This is a genomic window from Candidatus Steffania adelgidicola (genome assembly GCF_020541225.1).
Taxonomy (GTDB): domain Bacteria; phylum Pseudomonadota; class Gammaproteobacteria; order Enterobacterales; family Enterobacteriaceae; genus Steffania; species Steffania adelgidicola.
This window is the reverse complement of record NZ_CP045889.1, coordinates 127,637-145,400: the sequence shown is the minus strand read 5'-3', so window position 1 is coordinate 145,400 and position 17,764 is coordinate 127,637. Positions and strand designations below refer to the sequence as shown.

The following is a 17,764-nucleotide window of genomic DNA, read 5'->3' as shown; positions in this document are numbered from 1 at the left end:
GCTCTTTTAAAATCTTTGATATATCTAATCACTAATATTCTATATATTACCATTGATTTTTAATATCTCCAGGTCATTTAAATATCTATAAGAGATGCAAAAAAAGGGAAATATCAGCTTGACTATATACACTGTATACAAATTTAATTAATCGATGCTACTATGTATTTTATCATTCGAATATTGAAGCAACCTGAAATATTAATACATATCGAGTTATAAAGACCGATCATTCAAAACATATCGCTATGTATTCAGACGTTTCAGAGTAAAAAATAATACAACCTATCTAGCTGACTATTATTGACCATCTCAAAGAGATCATTAATTCACATCATCAAAAACATCAAATATTGGTCAAGATCGTTATTGTACAGGGATAAAAAACTTATGATATTTGTAATTCATAATGAGAATAAATAGAATTATAATATTTATTTGGTTTTTTTTAAATGGTGTCTTGTTTATTAAATCAATGATCTTGTAGACTTTTAACACCATATAATACATATAGATTATTTGAAAATTTTCTAGGTTTACACCGATCTATAGATCTATATCTAAAAGATATTAGTTGTTGCTTGATATAACTTATAAGAACCAAGAAATAGTGCAAAGAAAGGAGAAGTGTTTTTATAGAATATCCATCACATAATTCTTGATAAACATTTCATTTATAGAAAGAATTGATGTGAAAACCGTATAATTTTTATAGAACGCAGAGTAGATTCATCATATTCCTAAACGTTATTTTTATAATTACGGTAATCGATGTTGAGCGCTGAACTGAATGATTATAATCATCTCACCCTTGATTTGATTTATCAACACTCCATTCTCTTCCGATGAAGAGGACTGAGAAAGGAGAGTTATAAAAAACAAACAATTCCATCAAATAATATTTGATTGCGATTGTAAGGAAATCCATCCTAGAAAAATTTTCAACATGGAAAAATTATAGCATGAAGGTTTCATTGAAGCTATAATATCAACGATGACAAAAATACAAAAACAATATTTACCAAGAATGATATTGACTCTGAAAAATTAATTAGTATAATAATGGAGTAGAATATTGAATCCATTTTTTAAAATACAACATCCGCACTCTGCTAGATGTGCGAAACATACTCTATTTGTAGGAAAAACATAAATAAATCAGTTGAATAAAGAAAATAAAGAGGCATTCTTTTAACACACAGAATGAATCTGAAGACATAGATAATAAAACGCGATAAGACTCTTAATAAACTCTATATCGAAACGCAAAACATAATTTTTTGGATAAAATCCAAGCAAGACTAATCAGGTAAATATATATTTTTTATTATAACGACAGACATAATTAGAAATTATTATCAAACCTACGTTTAGAAAAATACATTTGATAAAAACGACACCAATATCGATGTGATAGATATTAATCTTTAATATTCATTTGTTGATTATGAAGGCTAATAATGCTTTTTTATGAATTTCACAAAAAACATTATTAATATACTTAATGGCACCGACGTTTTTTTGCTTTAGGCGATATATAACATATTTTTAAAAGTGACATGTTATTAATCTCTTATCACCCAAAATAACGTTTTTCTTCCTAAAATTTTTTACACCCATAACTTGATTATGGCGCTAAATATAATAACCAGTGTTATCCAAGAACTTTACGGGAAGTGGTAACAGCCACTTGAGATCAGATCTTCTATCCACTTTAAAAATCACTCCACTATTACCATTTATTTCTAGATAAAACGCTAGGGTAACCTATTACTGTATATCATGTTCTTTATGTTATTCTTAAAGTTTTCATCTAATAAACAGACTAGATAAGTTGAACCCAAAATTTTTATACATGGAAATTTATTAAAGCGTATATTCTATATGTATGCCTTAATAAAAGGCTAGGATGGTTTTTCTGGAAAAACTATTTCCTTCTTGTTGAGGATATCCTAGTAATTTCGCGTACTTTCTAAAACTTGCCTGTAGACACTCAAAATTGGAGTCGCAGTTTTCTCAAGTTGAGAGTGAATTTTTACAAAATTCAGCTAAAAACGATAAGAAAAACTGATTTTTAAAAGCCTCATTACTTAAATCTCGGTGAGATCTATTCTATAAGAGAATAAATTTCATCAGGAAATCAGTATACAAATCGTAAAACACACTAGAGGTTTATCCGATTCTTAAAACTAAAATAATAATTGATAAAGATGCTTATGATATAATTTTTATTATACCCATTATGGCTCTTCTTATCAGGTCAGTCCTACCAGAAGAAAGGATGGAAATGTATACATTCTCTTCTTTTAGATTTCTAAATTTTCTCAATCCAGGAAAATCAATACAGAGACTCATGTATAACACTCAATATAAATGAATATCTGAGTAATAAGCTTCATGCGGAATACTGAAGATGTGATCGAAAGATATAATATAAACATTAAAGAACTACTTGAAAATCTTTTTAATTCTATTCACTACTTTTAGTCAAATAAAAGAACATGTTGAGTTTGTCAAATGCATGCTATTCATAGTAAAATTAAAGCATGCAGATGCTTTTAAATATAACAAAGATCTATACCTACTACAGGTACACTTAATATAATTACATTTCTATAAAAATAGAAAAATTTTGAATCCTAAGATTATTTTCTTCCGTTTAGATTTTCTTAAGATTCTAAAAAAATAATTTCTTCTTAAACGCTTAAGAAAAATCCATTCCTCCTAATTGCTTTTAGATATATTTATCATCACCATCAAACACCTTAGTAAATTCCTGCTAATTTCTTGTATAATGCCTCGCACAACAGACAAAATCTGATAAAATAGCTGACACTGATATTATATATCAGTTTACTTCGCTAGCGGTTATCCACTGATATAAATATTTGCTCCTTGGTTGTATCAGGTAAGGTTCAACGAATAAGTGCAGATTAATTAGAAAAACAATTCCAAATTAAAGCTATGCGTACTTTTGTTAAGAAACTTGGAGGTTTACATGGCTGTCGCGGCCAACAAACGTTCGGTGATGACACTGTTTTCCGGAAAAACTGACATCTTCAGCCATCAAGTACACATCGTTCTGGCGGAAAAAGGAGTGAGTGTTGCAATTGAGCAGGTTGACATGGATAATCTACCACAAGACTTAATTGACCTAAACCCATACTGTACTGTGCCAACACTAGTCGATCGTGAACTTACACTGTACGAATCTCGTATTATTATGGAATACTTAGATGAGCGGTTTCCTCATCCACCCCTGATGCCAGTTTATCCAGTAGCACGGGGAACCAGCCGCCTCATGATGCACCGCATCGAGAATGATTGGTATACACTGATGCGAAAAATAGAAACAAGCAATTCCAACGAGGCAGAAATCGCTCGTCATCGCCTACATGAAGAGCTACTTGGAGTGGCACCATTATTTCATGAGGCACCATTCTTCATGAGTGAAGAGTTCAGTCTAGTGGATTGCTACTTAACGCCATTATTCTGGCGTTTGCCGAAACTAGGTATTGAATTAGCCGGTGTAGGCGCCAAGGAGTTAAAGGGGTATATGAACCGGGTATTTGAACGAGATGCCTTTCTTACCTCTCTGACTGAATTGGAACGCAACATTCGCCTGCAGACCCGAGGATGAAGATATGCAACAAGTAACTCAGATGTCACCGCGCCGTCCTTACTTATTAGAAGCATTTTACAAATGGTTAATTGATAATGAATTAACACCATATCTGGTGGTTGATATCAATTTAGAGGGTGTAATAGTACCAACAGAGTTTGCTTCTAATGGTCAAATTGTACTAAATATTGCGCCTCGTGCCATAATAAACCTGATAATCTGCAATGACAACTTGCAGTTTAATGCCCGATTTAATCATGTACCACAACAGGTTATAATACCCATGGCAGCCGTACTAGCTATCTATGCACGCGAAAATGGCGCTGGTACGATGTTTGAATCAGAACCGGCTTATAAGAAGCAGCCACCACTCATAGGCAATACCAAACATTTAGACATAACAAGCATCCTCTCGGTGATTGATACTAATCAATCAAGTAATACCAAAATAAATACCATTAAAGATAAAGAGAAAAACACCAAGATAAATAGCAATAGCCAACGAAGGGCATTACACCTAGTGAAGTAAGCGTATATACACACTCTATGTAACCGATGGAGCTTGTACACCGTCAAATATTCTACAATATCTTTAGCAACTTTACACCCTTCAGCAATGATCATCACTACTAGATCGGAGCCATGTACTATATCACCTCCGACAAAGATCTTTGGATTGCTAGGTTGAAAAACCGAAGTGCCATATTCTGGTGCTATAATTCGACTCTGACTATCTAATGCAACGCCAAAATTATCTAGCCAGATCATGCGATGCGAGCAAAATCCGAAAGGAAGCACCACTGCACATCTGCATCAAGAATATGCTCAGAACAGGCGATATTTTCCAGGCGGCATCGACCATGATGAGTATCTGGTTCATCCATAATAATATGGATCATTTTTACACCAATTACTTGACTAGAATCATTCATTTCCAGACTTAAAGATTGTAGATTAAATATGAATTCAACGCCCTCCTCCCGTGACTTTCTTACTTCACGGCGCGGCGACCCTGGCATATTTTTTCATCACAGCGACAGGCGCAGAAAACCCGCCTAACCTCTTGGCGAATACAGGTTTGAACACAACCCATGAACTCATAAGTATTACCAAGTAGAAATTTTAACACCTTATATATCCCAGAAGCATTTTCATTATCTAGACCGCCACACGTCGCTTGATAAGTGCCTACGCCCAAGAAAACAACATTATATTCATTTAGCAAATCACTTAGCTGAATGTCTTTACCAATTTCAGTGTTGAGGAGAAACTCAATACCCATACCCTTCAAGCTCTTCCAACGCTTTATTATTACCTCTTTTCCAGTGTAAAGGTGGGGATAGCAAAAGTCAGTAAACCTCTAATTTCCAGATGGCGGTAAAAAACCACTGCCTGCACGCCGTTGCAAACTAGCACGTCAGTACAAGACTGTCCTGGATGGGCCCAGCGCTAATAGTGGCCACTCATCTTCTAGTCGAAAGATGGAAGCAATACTCGGTTTCCAACCCCTTCCTATTGCTTTATCATTAATATGACGTTCAATATCTCCCATAGTAACTGCACCAAATTTCTGACTCAACATGAAACATCCCTCACACAACCCATTTTGAGGGCAGACACGTCCAGATATTTCCGGTAAACTATTAGTCTGATTCGAAAGCTCAGCCGCTTCGACAATCCGTCCTTTGTTTACAAGCCGCAATCATTTAGGAATATCGGTATAGACTGGATATTTTTATTCACAGTAAGGATAATTTCCGCAGGAAAAATAACGTTCTGTCTGCGCTTTAGCATGTAAATTAGAAAATGGTTCATAAATTTCAATAAATTCTATTTTACGCACTCGCCACTACTTTTTCCATGATTCTACACATTTCAGGTCAATACATTGGTAGATATTTTGACTCATTATAAACCTCTGCCTACCCTTTCAGATGCAATTCTACCATACACTGGGGTTATTATTTCCTAATAATACTTTCAGAACGCTTGATTTAGCATTTCCTAGCGCTAAACGGCCCAACCACGGAGACTAATAAGTCAATAGTTCTTTTCCTCGGTGCAAAACAGTTAGGTCAACGTGCTTGCTAAGTAATCCATGCAAATGTTTTTCATACATAGGCAAATCAACTGAAGTTAAAACCTTCACTAATTCTAGATTCACAAAGTTTCTAAAGTCATTATGCTCATTGAGCACATAAGCAAAACCGCCAGTCATGCCAGCACCAAAGTTAATACCAGTACGGCTTAACACACAGACAATCCCGCCAGTCATATATTCACAAGCGTTATCACCTATTCCTTATACTACCGTCGTAGCACCAAAATTACGTACTGAGAAACGTTCCCTGGCCCTCCCGGCAGTAAACAGCTGCCGCCGTGGTCCCACCATACAAACAAGTATTGCTAATAATAGTGGTTTGATAACTTAAAAAAGCTGAACACAGTAGCGCTTTAATTACAATACTACCCCCGACCATTCCCTTACAAACATCATCGTTAGAATTACCAGTCAAGGTTAGCTATAGACTTTTAGCGTTCTACATCCCAAAGCTTTGTCCAGCCCTACCGGTAAAGTAGGTTGTAAGTGGATTTAAAGATAAACCTGTATCACCGTAAATATCGGCGATCACGCCTAATAATGACGCCTCTACTGAACGATCGGTATTTTGGATATTAAAATTAAAACTCTTACTCTATTTCGTATCCACGTAAGGAATTACCTGTTTATTCAAGCGGTTATTCATGAAACCCCGAACAAGAGGCGAGTTTCTGTTCTCAGTACAATAAAGAGATTGCCCCAAATAGGGGTGAGCAGTAACGAGGAATAGCGAAAGATCTAGTTTATTCTGTTGAGTAGTCATTCCCTCACTCTTACGCAAAAAATCAGTACAGCCTATGAGGTCTACAAGCTGAGTCACGCCGAGCTGTACCATAATCTCACGACATTTCTGTGCGATAAATAGAAAATAATTTCTTACACATTCCGGTAGATAATGATAATGATTTCGACGCAGATCTTCGTTCTGTGTTACAAAGACAGTAGCGCAGTTATTGAGGTGATAGATCCGCGAATATTTACATCCTAGCGCTACCATTGGCGCAGTTTTAAAAGCCAAACTTTCTGCACCAAGGATAGTTGCCTTGATAATGTCTTTATCCGTTTTGAGCCTACCGTATACCTAGAGGTGGACTTTATAACGGAGTCCATTAAAGCCACCAGTGCTTGCTGAGTTTCCGCTAATCTTAATTTCCAGGGTAAGCCAGCATGTCTTAATAAGAAAATCGAGCTAGCTCCGGTACCACCGTAGTAGCCAGCGATGGTGATCAAATCCGCATAAGCTTTAGCGATACCAATGGCAATGGTACCTACACGGGGTACCGATACTAGCTTAACTAAAATTAATGCTTTTTCATTTACCTGCTTTAAATTTAAAATAAGCTTGTTCCAGGTCGTCTATCGAATAGATATCATGGTGAGGAGGTGGTGAAATGAGCGTCATACCAAGTACCGAATAGCGTAGACGTGCAATATATGATGTAACCTTATCTCCAGACAGTTGGCTACCTTCACTGGGCTATCTTAATTTGAATAACGTCCGCCACATTAACTAGATCAGCGATCTGTAACGCTAAAGCGACTAGAAGTTACCTGTTTAATGCGTGAAACCTTATCGCTTCTCTAACAAGAAGGATTCTCTCTGCCCTCGCCGGAATTAGAAAAACCCCCTAGTCCGCTCATTGCTTGAGCTAGCGACTCACACGCTTCCGAACTGAGCGCCCCGATAGACATCGCGGCAGTATCAAATCGTTTTAAAACACATTCCAGCCTTCTCCACCTGATCCAACGCGATCATCGGGCCGTTAAATTCTAATTATAGTAAATACCGCAGCGTCACAATCGGACGCTGATTAACCAGATCTGCATACTCACGATAGTCCTTTCGATTACCGCTCAGCACCGCGTGCTGCAGGGTACGTACGACATCGTGATTATACGCGTGATACTATCTTCTCCACCGTAGATATATTTCAGTAAATCACCTTGTTTGATCACTTTATGTTTCAGCAAGGCACGTCTAGCGAGATTGAGTAAATCTAACTTAAAATATCTCTGAAGCTAGCACCGCTGATACGGCTCACTACCCTATGCAAACATAGTTCCGTTAGGTCATTGTGCAAACTAACCGCTTTACACAACTTTGATTATTGATAAGAGGAAACGGTCACAATACCCATTTTAGACATAATTTTGTACAGCTTATTATTAATACCATGACGAAAATTTAATATTACTGTACGATAGTAATTATAAATGATCTTGTTATCCACCATACTAGCTAGACTTTCGTAGGCTAAAAATGGATAGATCGCAGTAGTGCTAAAACCTAACAGTACCGAAAAATGATACGGATAACGCGCACTCGCTGTTTCAATAATTACGTAAGCATCACATCGCAAGTTTTTTCGACTAAACGAGTACAAATAGCGCCTACTGCCATCATGGCTAGCACCAGGATACCATCCGGGGGCGATAGTGCGATCACTTAGAACTAAAATCACTGTTCCTTGATACACCATTTCTTCCACTTGAATACATAAGTTTAATATTGTGTTATGCAGACTTACTTTTGCCGCATCAAAGATAATCTCTAATTTATTAGAACGGTAATGATCAGACTCTTGTAACGTAAGATGAGTAAATTCAGTACATAGGACTCTAGGCGATTTAATTGCCAATCGAGATGCCTGGATTTCTACTTCACAGAAAATATTCATCTCACGACCAACATATGTAATTAATGACATCACATGCACTTCACGCAGTGAGTCGATAGGCGGGTTAGTTACTACCTGCGCGCACCGTTGACGAAAATAATCGTAAATAATCCATGATTGAATAGACAGCAGTGCACATGGTGTTAAACGGCAGACATTTTGCTCCATCCATTTTTATAGGGGTAACAGCTTATCAGATCGGAGTCAGTTTCCTCAGAGTGCATAATACGTCCAGTAGTCGTGTCAATAATCATTAGTTCACCAGGGTATACGCGGCCTTTTTCCGCTACTTCATGTAGTTGGTAATCCCATATGCCAATCTCAGAAGCACAAGTGATCAGCTTATCCGTAGTGATGACATAACGTGCCGGACGCAGACCGTGTCGATCTAGAGTAAAAGCAGTAAATCGGCCATCGAATATCACCAGGCTAACAGGGTCTTCCTATAGCTATATATGCATAGAATTTAGTGCGAAAAAGACCCAAAGATCTAGATCCATATTTAGATTATGCGGCCAGCCGGGTAGTATAAGTAGGCGTATAGCACGGATAAAATCTATTCCTCCATTTAAAAACAACTCTAGCATATTATCCAGAGAGCTCGAATCTAAACCAGATTGATTAAGGAAGGGGCAAGCGTCCTACAAATCGGGAATGAGAGATGCTTTTCACTTGTAGGCGCGCGCATTTGACACACTTCCGGTTACCACCAGTATAATGGTATTAAATTCACCGTTATACGCGAGATAGCGCAAAGATTACACAGCGCCCAACGAGGAACTGTGTTTGTTGAGAAACGCTACTGAAATAGGCAGATAGATGATTTTAGACGTATATCAGAAAGATCAAGACAAAAATACGACAAATCTTCCGGTATGCACAAATTTTTATAGACAGTGACTAAGCTGGACAAACTGCAAATATACAAAACATTATCATCACCGAGATTTTTAATACGACGGCACGCCATATATAAACGACGTTCTATCGCTTGCAGTTCCCAATCAAGAATGGCATTAACACAAACCTGTTGAATTCGTGGCAACGAAGATCGAATGATATCACCAAGAACGTCGGTGTTAATTGGAACTAAACGCCAACTTACAATGGACAAGATCTCGTTTTTAATCTCTTTTTCGACGATACAGCGATTAAAGTGAGCTTCTTTATCTTGACTTAGGAAGATCATGCCAACAGCTATAGTGTTTCGCCAATAACCAGCCTTTCTCCTTCGCTAGCATACGATAAAATCGATACGTTTTTTTTCAATAGCAGACCACAACCGTCACCAGTCTACCTATCGCCCAAGATCGCACTACGATGTTGCATTCAGGCTAGCGCACGAATAACGATGTGTACTATTTTACGGGTAGGCTGACACCCTCTATATGAGCAATTAACCCGAAGCCACAGTTATCTTTCTTGTGCGTAGTATCGTATACTATACGATAAACGTCTCTAGACTTCTAACTGTCTCACCCTGGTGAGAGGAAGAAAATCAGTATGGAACGGCAGCCTATAGCAGGATGCACCCATTGCCGCGCTCTGCTTTTTAGCTCTTACTAAATATCTCTCGTGGTAACCTGAGACTAATAAACAACTAGTATTCAGAAGCCGTGTTTAATAAATACATAAATATGATCAGTACTTATCTTCTCAAGAGTTCTCACGACAACCTTACAAACTAACGATCATTCTTACGAAGGTCAAATACCTATATAAAAAGAATCCATAAGGACAGAAAATACACTAAGAACATGACTACTAATAATATGTCATTCTTCTAATTTTCTTCATAAAGACAGAAGAAATAAAATGTAATCAATTTGTACATTAACTCATATGATTTCATTTTATAATGACTTCATTATAAATAATCCTAGCCATTTTATTTATTAATATTTTTTTCTAGAAACAAATATTGCATTTATTTTCAGTATCAATACAAAAAAATTAGGAGTGGTGAGTTAGTTTAGTTGATTCAACGCTAGAATCACGTGTTGCTTTTCAATGATATGTGCTTGACGAAATCTTAGATTCCCTTATAGATCTATATTCTATATTCTATATTCTATATTCTATATTCTATATTCTATACTTATAGTTAATTATCACTGATTTAAAATTTAAATATTTTATTATTTCAATGCATCAAAGTGACACTTCATATATATAAAAAACCTCAATATATGTAAATATTGAAACATTATATTAATTTATCACTAAATCTGACAATACGAGTATCAGCAAAGGATTCAACCATGATGGAAAGTATACACTTTCCTCCAGATTAATTAAAATTACACTGAATTAATCATATATAAAAAGAAAAAAACGAAATAACTTCAATGTAGACACGCAGAATGCAATTCTATACACAAAATACAATCTAGTATTATTATCGATAAATTTTAGTTATGATCTAATTAGAAATAACATTTCTTTACCTATTTACGGTGTTTTAAAACAAACGATACCAAATAATTTCAATATACAATAGGCTAAACACTCCATCCTGTATACTGTAGCAAGCCGAAATGTATAGATATAGCTTGTTTTACCAGCTATATCTATACAAACAAGCCTAACCATAGAAAATGATTTGCTTTAACCTGATATATTTAATTTTAAAACAAACCATAAGAAAAAAAATAATTAATTTATTTTTTGTCAATGTGTAAAAGTTGTATCTTAAATCTTTCAATAGAATACTTTTATCTCCACACGCCGGGACATAGTTTTATCCCTGTAAAAAAGCAGGATAATTTAACATGTTTATTATAAAAAAGCATAATTTCGTTTTGAAAATATTCTCTTTAAGCCTTATTTGGTAAATTAAAATATAAGAGAAATGATCGCATAAAATATAGTGAAACACTTAGAATCTAAACAGTATAAATATCTGTTCAAGATCTCACTAATATATTCGAGACATTATTGTTAACCAACTATATCAAGCACCATGCTTCATGTGCAATAGATTCTCGAACTTGTAATTTTTACACATCAATAGGTTCAAATAGTTCAAATAGTTCAAATAGTTCAAATAGTTCAAATAGTTCAAATAGTTCAAATAGTTCAAATAGTTCAAATAGTTCAAATAGTTCAAATAGTTCAAATAGTTCAAATAGGTTCAATATTACTATAAGTTTACTGGCTTATAAAGCCTTTCCTAAACGCAGGAAAGCATACTATAAACGTATCTATTATTTTTAACATTTTAAAATAGACACCCAATGCAAAAAAAGCATTACACCACTTAATTATTTAATTGGTGTAATGTACACATTATCATAATGCGTATTCCTCCTCTTATCCGATGCAACGTACAAGAACACTTAAACAGTTTAACTTTTTATTTTTTTACTTGTCTTATCGCCAACACCGATATTACTGAATTTTAAAAATTTACAGCGTTGGCACATTAAAAATGTTTAATATTAATTACTCGAAGTCTAATAAGACTGCACTAACTTTTATACAGTATACAAACGATGCCATATCGATCGAAAGAAAAAATTTGAGTCATTTAAAATGATCCAACAAAATACTAGTATATAAGCACATTAAACCTGATAGTAGAGAACAGCACACTCCTAAAGGCAATCGAAGGAAATACTATTAATATATTTTCGTAACAAAAGAAAAGAGAAGACGTAGAGCATGTTGCTAAAACGCCACTGTTAACTCCAGGTATAGATAATAATTAGACCAGGCATCACTTGATAGAATAAACTCAATACAACTATTATACACAAATAAATGATTAAACTAGTCTATAATTTCTATGCAGTGGTTCTAACAGAACCAGAACGAAATTTAACAGTTATGTGAGACATTCATCATCACAAAACCACTAAATACTAAATTACAAATTTTAACTGATTGACCCCATGAAAAAATATTGTATACTTCGGATCTCTTTGCCCAATTTTTATAAAAATAGTATTTAATATAGAGAAATTCTTTTATTTTTATTTTTTCCGATACTTTATAGATTTTCTCACAACCCTGAAAAGACGCTATATCGCAAACTATTATTTATTCTTTAGTATATTACGTCAAATACTCCATTGATTAATTTTCGATAAGAAATTAAATTTATAAAAGAATTTATATAGTTAAACCACTATATTTTTATAGTACCATTTAGACTAGAAAGAGTTTCTATTTTATAAAACACTAAACAACCTATATATAAACTTATATAATGTTCAGTATTTTCTATAAGTTTAGAATAATCCATAAACAGTACATACTTCAAAAAAAAATAATAAGATTAAATTTTCTATAATTACAATCTTGCTAACAGCAATTACGGGAACTGATATAAGATCAAAAATATAATTTTAACGTGAGAGTGAAAACAACCTTACCAAGTTAGAAAACAAGCTATTTCGATTAAAATTTTTTCATAATTAAAAAGAAATAGTTCTACTCCAATACAAACTTTTTTATCTACAATGATTCTCTTATTTAATCTAATTAAACGCATAAACACATAAGCTAACACTGCAATCATCTACTAATATTACTCCATTTAAAACAAAGTAGCATACTAACCTATGTATAATCCCCAGATTAGATCTAAATTTAATGCGTTAACTATGTTATTACAGCACCTGATTGAACGTTCTGTATGGTTTGAATTTCTGATCGTATACCAAGTGTATGGCAGATAGCATAAGTAAGATCAGCTCGGTTTAACGTATAAAAGTGGAAATTTTTTACACCTTCCCGGCTAAGAATTTTTACTATATCCATGGCGATGGATGCCCCAACCATTTTTCGGGTTTCTACATCATCGTTCAGCCCGTCGAACATAGTGTGCATCCAATTTGGCACTTTCACATTGGTTACGGCAGCAAAGCGTTGTAGCTGGCGAAAATTAGATACTGGTAAAATACCAGGCACAATTTCTACATCAATACCCGCGACTACACAACGATCACGAAATCGCAGATAACTTTCAATATCGAAAAAAAATTGGGTAATTGCCCGACTGGCGCCTGCATCTACTTTCTTTTTTAGATTGAGCAGATCCGACTGGGCGCTTTTAGCTTCCGGATGCACTTCAGGATAGGCCGCTACAGAAATTTCGAAATCTCCTACCCTCTTTAGTAGTGTAACCAAATCAATGCCATACATAGCCGGTCGGCCACCACCGGGTGGCAAATCACCCCGTAAAGCTACAATATGATGATTGCCGCTGCACCAATACTTCTTGGCAATCTCTTCCAACTCATTCGGCGTAGCGTCAATACATGTCAAATGCGGTGCCGCATCTAGACCAGTATACTTCTTGATAGCTGTAACGATACTATTAGTTAGTGTTCGCTCGCCAGAGTTCGCTCCGTAAGTAACTGATATAAAGGTAGGTTTTAATTTAATCAGGCGGTTGATAGATTGCCAAAACGTTTGTTCCATTTCACTAGTACGAGGCGGAAAAAACTCAAACGAAACATTTATCTTCCCTTGAAGTTCAGCTAAGTTTTGATTTAGTGCTTCCCGCTGATTAGCATAAAAGAAACTCATACCCATACCTCATTGAGAGAATTTAAAGAGAGGATTTATACCCGATACAGATAACCATTAAAGAGAAAATGACTGAATTTGCTAAATTAGTCAATCAATTCATTATTCCTCAAGACAACTAATATTCAAGATTATGCAACATTTGCAAACTTGCTTAATACCGAAGTAAAACAATTACACTACAAGTAGTATCAAGGATATTTACACAAAGTAAATCACAGGAGGAGCAAAACTATAAAAGTTATTTATACTTACAATCGATTAAAAATCTATTCGTATATTTTTAAAATATATTTGTACGAAGGTTAATATTAACCAGATTTTTTATATACTATGAAAAAATTAAGAAAACAGTATCCTACACTCTAAACGTAGAGTAGCCGTATTGTACCATATCTCTCTTTTATAAGTTCCTTATTATTTTTATAGATTCCGCATCTAATACTCAATCCTTAATTATCACACAAACCTTGTTCATATTATTGCTTTTAAAAAAAGACAAATATTAAGGAAAAGTGTTAAAGAAAATATTGTTATAGTTTTTTCTACTATTAGTAATAAACCTTACTCCGACTTATAGCAAGATTTCAAAAAAGTGATAAGTTCCTATTTATATTATCTCAGCATAAAACTTCCTATGAAAAGTATTTTTCCACGTTTGATTAATTTAAATAGTAATTCATATACTACTCTAGCGTTATTATATAAATGATACTAAAATAGTTCTTTAGATAACCACGGAGGAAAAAATATTTTTTTGATATGTAGCATAATATATTAACACAATAGCGTATCCAGTACCCTTCTATAAATATGAGGAATCTTCTAACAAAGACTATAAAAAACCTTAAATTTGTTTACTTTTTAGATCTCACGCTGACACGTGGATAGGTTTTCAGAATCTCTATGCCACTAAGGCTATGCCAATATATGACATATTAAGTATAAAAGATGCTGAACAGCCACTGTTTGTATATTATTAAAAAACGTGCTGAACAGCAGCACTGCTGAGTGATTTAATACTCTTTTTTTATAGAGATAATTCATAACAAAATGTTAAATAATTAAAAAAGAAACGTTCCCAAGGATTTTATCCTATGAGACAAAAGAAAAATAAAAAAATAATTTACGGTTATAAAGTAGACACTTATCCTAAAAATCTAGATGATTCAATTAAAATCAAATGAATTTATTGTATAGTAATCGCTACAATCAGAAATTCTTACACATAGAGAGAATTTCTATAACTATATTTCCAGCGATACATAATTAAGATACAATTAAATAAAATATCCTTTCTTTACAAAAGAAATAAACGCGAATTATCTAATGTTATTAGACCACTATATCTCCGTCATTATAATTGTCCTTATCATATTAAAGATAAAATATCTATTTAAAAATACAGATGATAACACATATACCATTAAAACAATAGTTAACATATTCTTCTTGAACCGGATAGTGCTTAGAGCGCAGAACATGTTGTTCTCTACTCCAATACTCTAGTGCAGAAAATCTTAGGTAGAATACCAGTTTCTATATATACAGAGTCAGTATTCAAGAATTTTTAATATTTTTTTAAAATTTAAAACACGCTTATTCACATTAGATAATATATCAGGCTATAGATGAAAATAGTTACTAGCACAGCACCAGACAACCTACGATCTTAGTAGCATCTATTCCACTAATGCTGAGTTAGCACTATTTCCTAAAGACTGATAGCTAATAAAGTAGTAAAAATAATCTATAAATAATATAAAAACTTGTAAAGTTAGAATTGAGATAAAAAACTAAACATAAAAAACAAAACATAAAACACAAAGTATAAAAATATTAATATGATTGAATCTAAAATAGAAATTTTTAGGCTAAACACAGACAAACAACAACACCAAATAAGACCGCCCTCAACACAGCCGGTAATATCTTTATAGGTGACGCTTCAGATGTTGCAATCCAGAGAAGCTCTATAATCATATGACACTATAAGTTATTTTAATGCTACGTAGTCATAACCAACGTAACCAAATATGTTTATATTTATCAATCTCAAACATCCAGACTCAACATATATTTACCCTCCGAGCTAGTGATCTGAAGATATGATATGCATTTATTCTGAATAGAATATAAGCTATCCGCGTATTATCGGTGAATTTATTTTCACTATTAAAACGTAGAAGTTTTTAGCAACACAACATTATACACCAATTGAGTTAGGCAGCACTCTATATGTCTTTGTATTTTAATCATGTATAATATCGTTATGAATTTACTTAATAGAATTTATTATTAGTAATAATACCACAAACGTCATAATATAACAAACAATTAATAATACTAATTATTTATATAATTATCAGCATAGAATATTTTATTAAGATTATTTTTTTACTTGAAAAACAACTGATTATCTCGTTGAGACACAACAGATGACCATTGCTGAGGAAGTATCTTAATGAGAAACCTAGTATATTGTATCATTCTTGATGTAAACCTATAGTCTCTTGAGACTATGGGTCATATACATTTGATATCCGTATCTCCAAAACTAATCGCTGCTAACAGTGATTAATCACTACAGAATGCTTATTCTATTTAATTTTATTAAAAAAGATGATTATCATAAATAATATTTACTATTTTCATTGTAACTTACTACTATAAAAAAACACACTACGCATGGAATGCTGAAACACGGTTAGCAAAAAATAGCACTATAACCGATATCAGCATATCGATTTTTATACTCAATGTGATTTATTTAAAAAAGAGACTATGTATGAAAAAAATATGGATTTCTTTGATTGGTATCATATTTACATTTACTGCTTTAGGTGCTGAATTTACTGAAGGTCACCAATACATCAAGCTTGAAAATTCGATAACTCGAGAACCCCAGGTAGTGGAGTTTTTCTCGTTTTATTGCAAACACTGTTATGAATTCGATGAGGTTTATCATATTTTCAACGCAGTAAAAAAAGTGCTCCCGATTAATACTACAATAACAAAATATCATGTCAGCTTTCTAGGGCCACTTGGTAAACAGCTCACTCAGGCATGGGCAGTAGCCATGATTCTTGGCATCGAAGATAAAGTCGGTCCCTTGCTGTTTGATAACCTACAAAAACAACATATTATCCAAACATCAGATGATATTCGCGCAATCTTTATAAAAGCCGGTGTCCGTATAAAAGAATATGATTCTGCCTGGAATAGCTTTATGGTAAAATTACTAGTCATAAAACAGGAAAAAGCGGCCGATAACCTTCACCTTCGCAGCGTGCCTGCCATGCTTGTTAACGGTAAATATATGGTTAAAAATGACGGACTGGATCTATTGTGGGTAGATGACGATTATGTCAAACAATTTAGTAATCTAGTAAAATTTCTGCTCAGTCAACAATAGCAGGTAAAACATTAGATTGTACATACCTTACTTTTAGATATGTAAAAATATATTTTAGGCAAGTCATTTATTTTATTGATGCACTCTCAGAATTTTAACTATTTTTTTCTTAAAAAGAAACCAGGATAACAATACTTTATTTTTTCAGAACATCCTGATTAATTCTATACAAGAATTATTTTTCCCTTATCGATCTGTCGCATATACATTGCTAAACTCCACTATATTTTACGGCATTACTTGATTTGGAAGAAAACAGAAGTAACCATAGCCATAGAATTTACATTCTCAATACTCAGTTATTTCGATATTATTAATAAAAAATCTTTTTTAAACTTAATCAATTTTCTTAAGACTGTTTTTATAAATTTGACATAGTTTTATAAAATAAAGTGCACCACTAAAATATAATA

The 17,764-nt window shown here is 33.8% G+C and carries 7 protein-coding genes and 4 pseudogenes; 3 read left to right on the top strand and 8 right to left on the bottom strand.

Features of this window, described 5'->3' with window-relative positions; all coding sequences use genetic code 11:
- Positions 1-2,998 precede the first annotated feature (2,998 nt).
- On the top strand, positions 2,999-3,640 hold the full coding sequence (sspA, locus tag GFK82_RS00350; protein WP_226810970.1) for a stringent starvation protein SspA: 642 nt from the start codon (positions 2,999-3,001) through the stop codon (positions 3,638-3,640).
- A 4-nt stretch (positions 3,641-3,644) separates the two neighbouring features.
- Positions 3,645-4,151, top strand: coding sequence for a ClpXP protease specificity-enhancing factor (gene sspB / locus GFK82_RS00345; protein ID WP_226810969.1), 507 nt, complete (start codon positions 3,645-3,647; stop codon positions 4,149-4,151).
- A 38-nt stretch (positions 4,152-4,189) separates the two neighbouring features.
- Here sspB and GFK82_RS00340 read toward each other — a convergent pair.
- From GFK82_RS00340 to metF, 8 genes and pseudogenes are all read right to left on the bottom strand, one after another.
- A pseudogene (locus GFK82_RS00340) lies at positions 4,190-5,531 on the bottom strand (glutamate synthase small subunit); the annotation flags it as partial.
- 123 nt (positions 5,532-5,654) lie between these two features.
- On the bottom strand, positions 5,655-5,897 hold the full coding sequence (locus GFK82_RS04065) for a GltB/FmdC/FwdC-like GXGXG domain-containing protein (protein ID WP_282100982.1): 243 nt from the start codon (positions 5,895-5,897) through the stop codon (positions 5,655-5,657).
- Between the two features lie 139 nt (positions 5,898-6,036).
- Positions 6,037-6,255, bottom strand: a pseudogene (locus GFK82_RS04130) (GltB/FmdC/FwdC-like GXGXG domain-containing protein); the annotation flags it as partial.
- 309 nt (positions 6,256-6,564) lie between these two features.
- Positions 6,565-7,759: pseudogene (locus GFK82_RS04125) on the bottom strand (glutamate synthase-related protein); the annotation flags it as partial.
- A gap of 69 nt (positions 7,760-7,828) precedes the next feature.
- Complete coding sequence (locus GFK82_RS04035) at positions 7,829-8,569, bottom strand: glutamate synthase central domain-containing protein (protein ID WP_226810968.1); 741 nt, start codon at positions 8,567-8,569, stop codon at positions 7,829-7,831.
- A pseudogene (locus GFK82_RS04030) lies at positions 8,545-8,988 on the bottom strand (hypothetical protein). Before GFK82_RS04030 ends, GFK82_RS04035 begins: the two are co-directional and overlap by 25 nt.
- Positions 8,989-9,200: 212 nt before the next feature.
- On the bottom strand, positions 9,201-9,590 hold the full coding sequence (locus GFK82_RS04025) for a hypothetical protein (protein ID WP_239025642.1): 390 nt from the start codon (positions 9,588-9,590) through the stop codon (positions 9,201-9,203).
- Between the two features lie 3,416 nt (positions 9,591-13,006).
- Complete coding sequence (gene metF / locus GFK82_RS00310) at positions 13,007-13,936, bottom strand: methylenetetrahydrofolate reductase (RefSeq protein ID WP_226810967.1); 930 nt, start codon at positions 13,934-13,936, stop codon at positions 13,007-13,009.
- 2,788 nt (positions 13,937-16,724) lie between these two features.
- Here metF and dsbA point away from each other — a divergent pair.
- A complete protein-coding gene (gene dsbA / locus GFK82_RS00305; RefSeq protein WP_226810966.1) occupies positions 16,725-17,351 on the top strand; it encodes a thiol:disulfide interchange protein DsbA in 627 nt (208 codons plus the stop codon).
- The last annotated feature ends 413 nt before the right edge of the window (positions 17,352-17,764 follow it).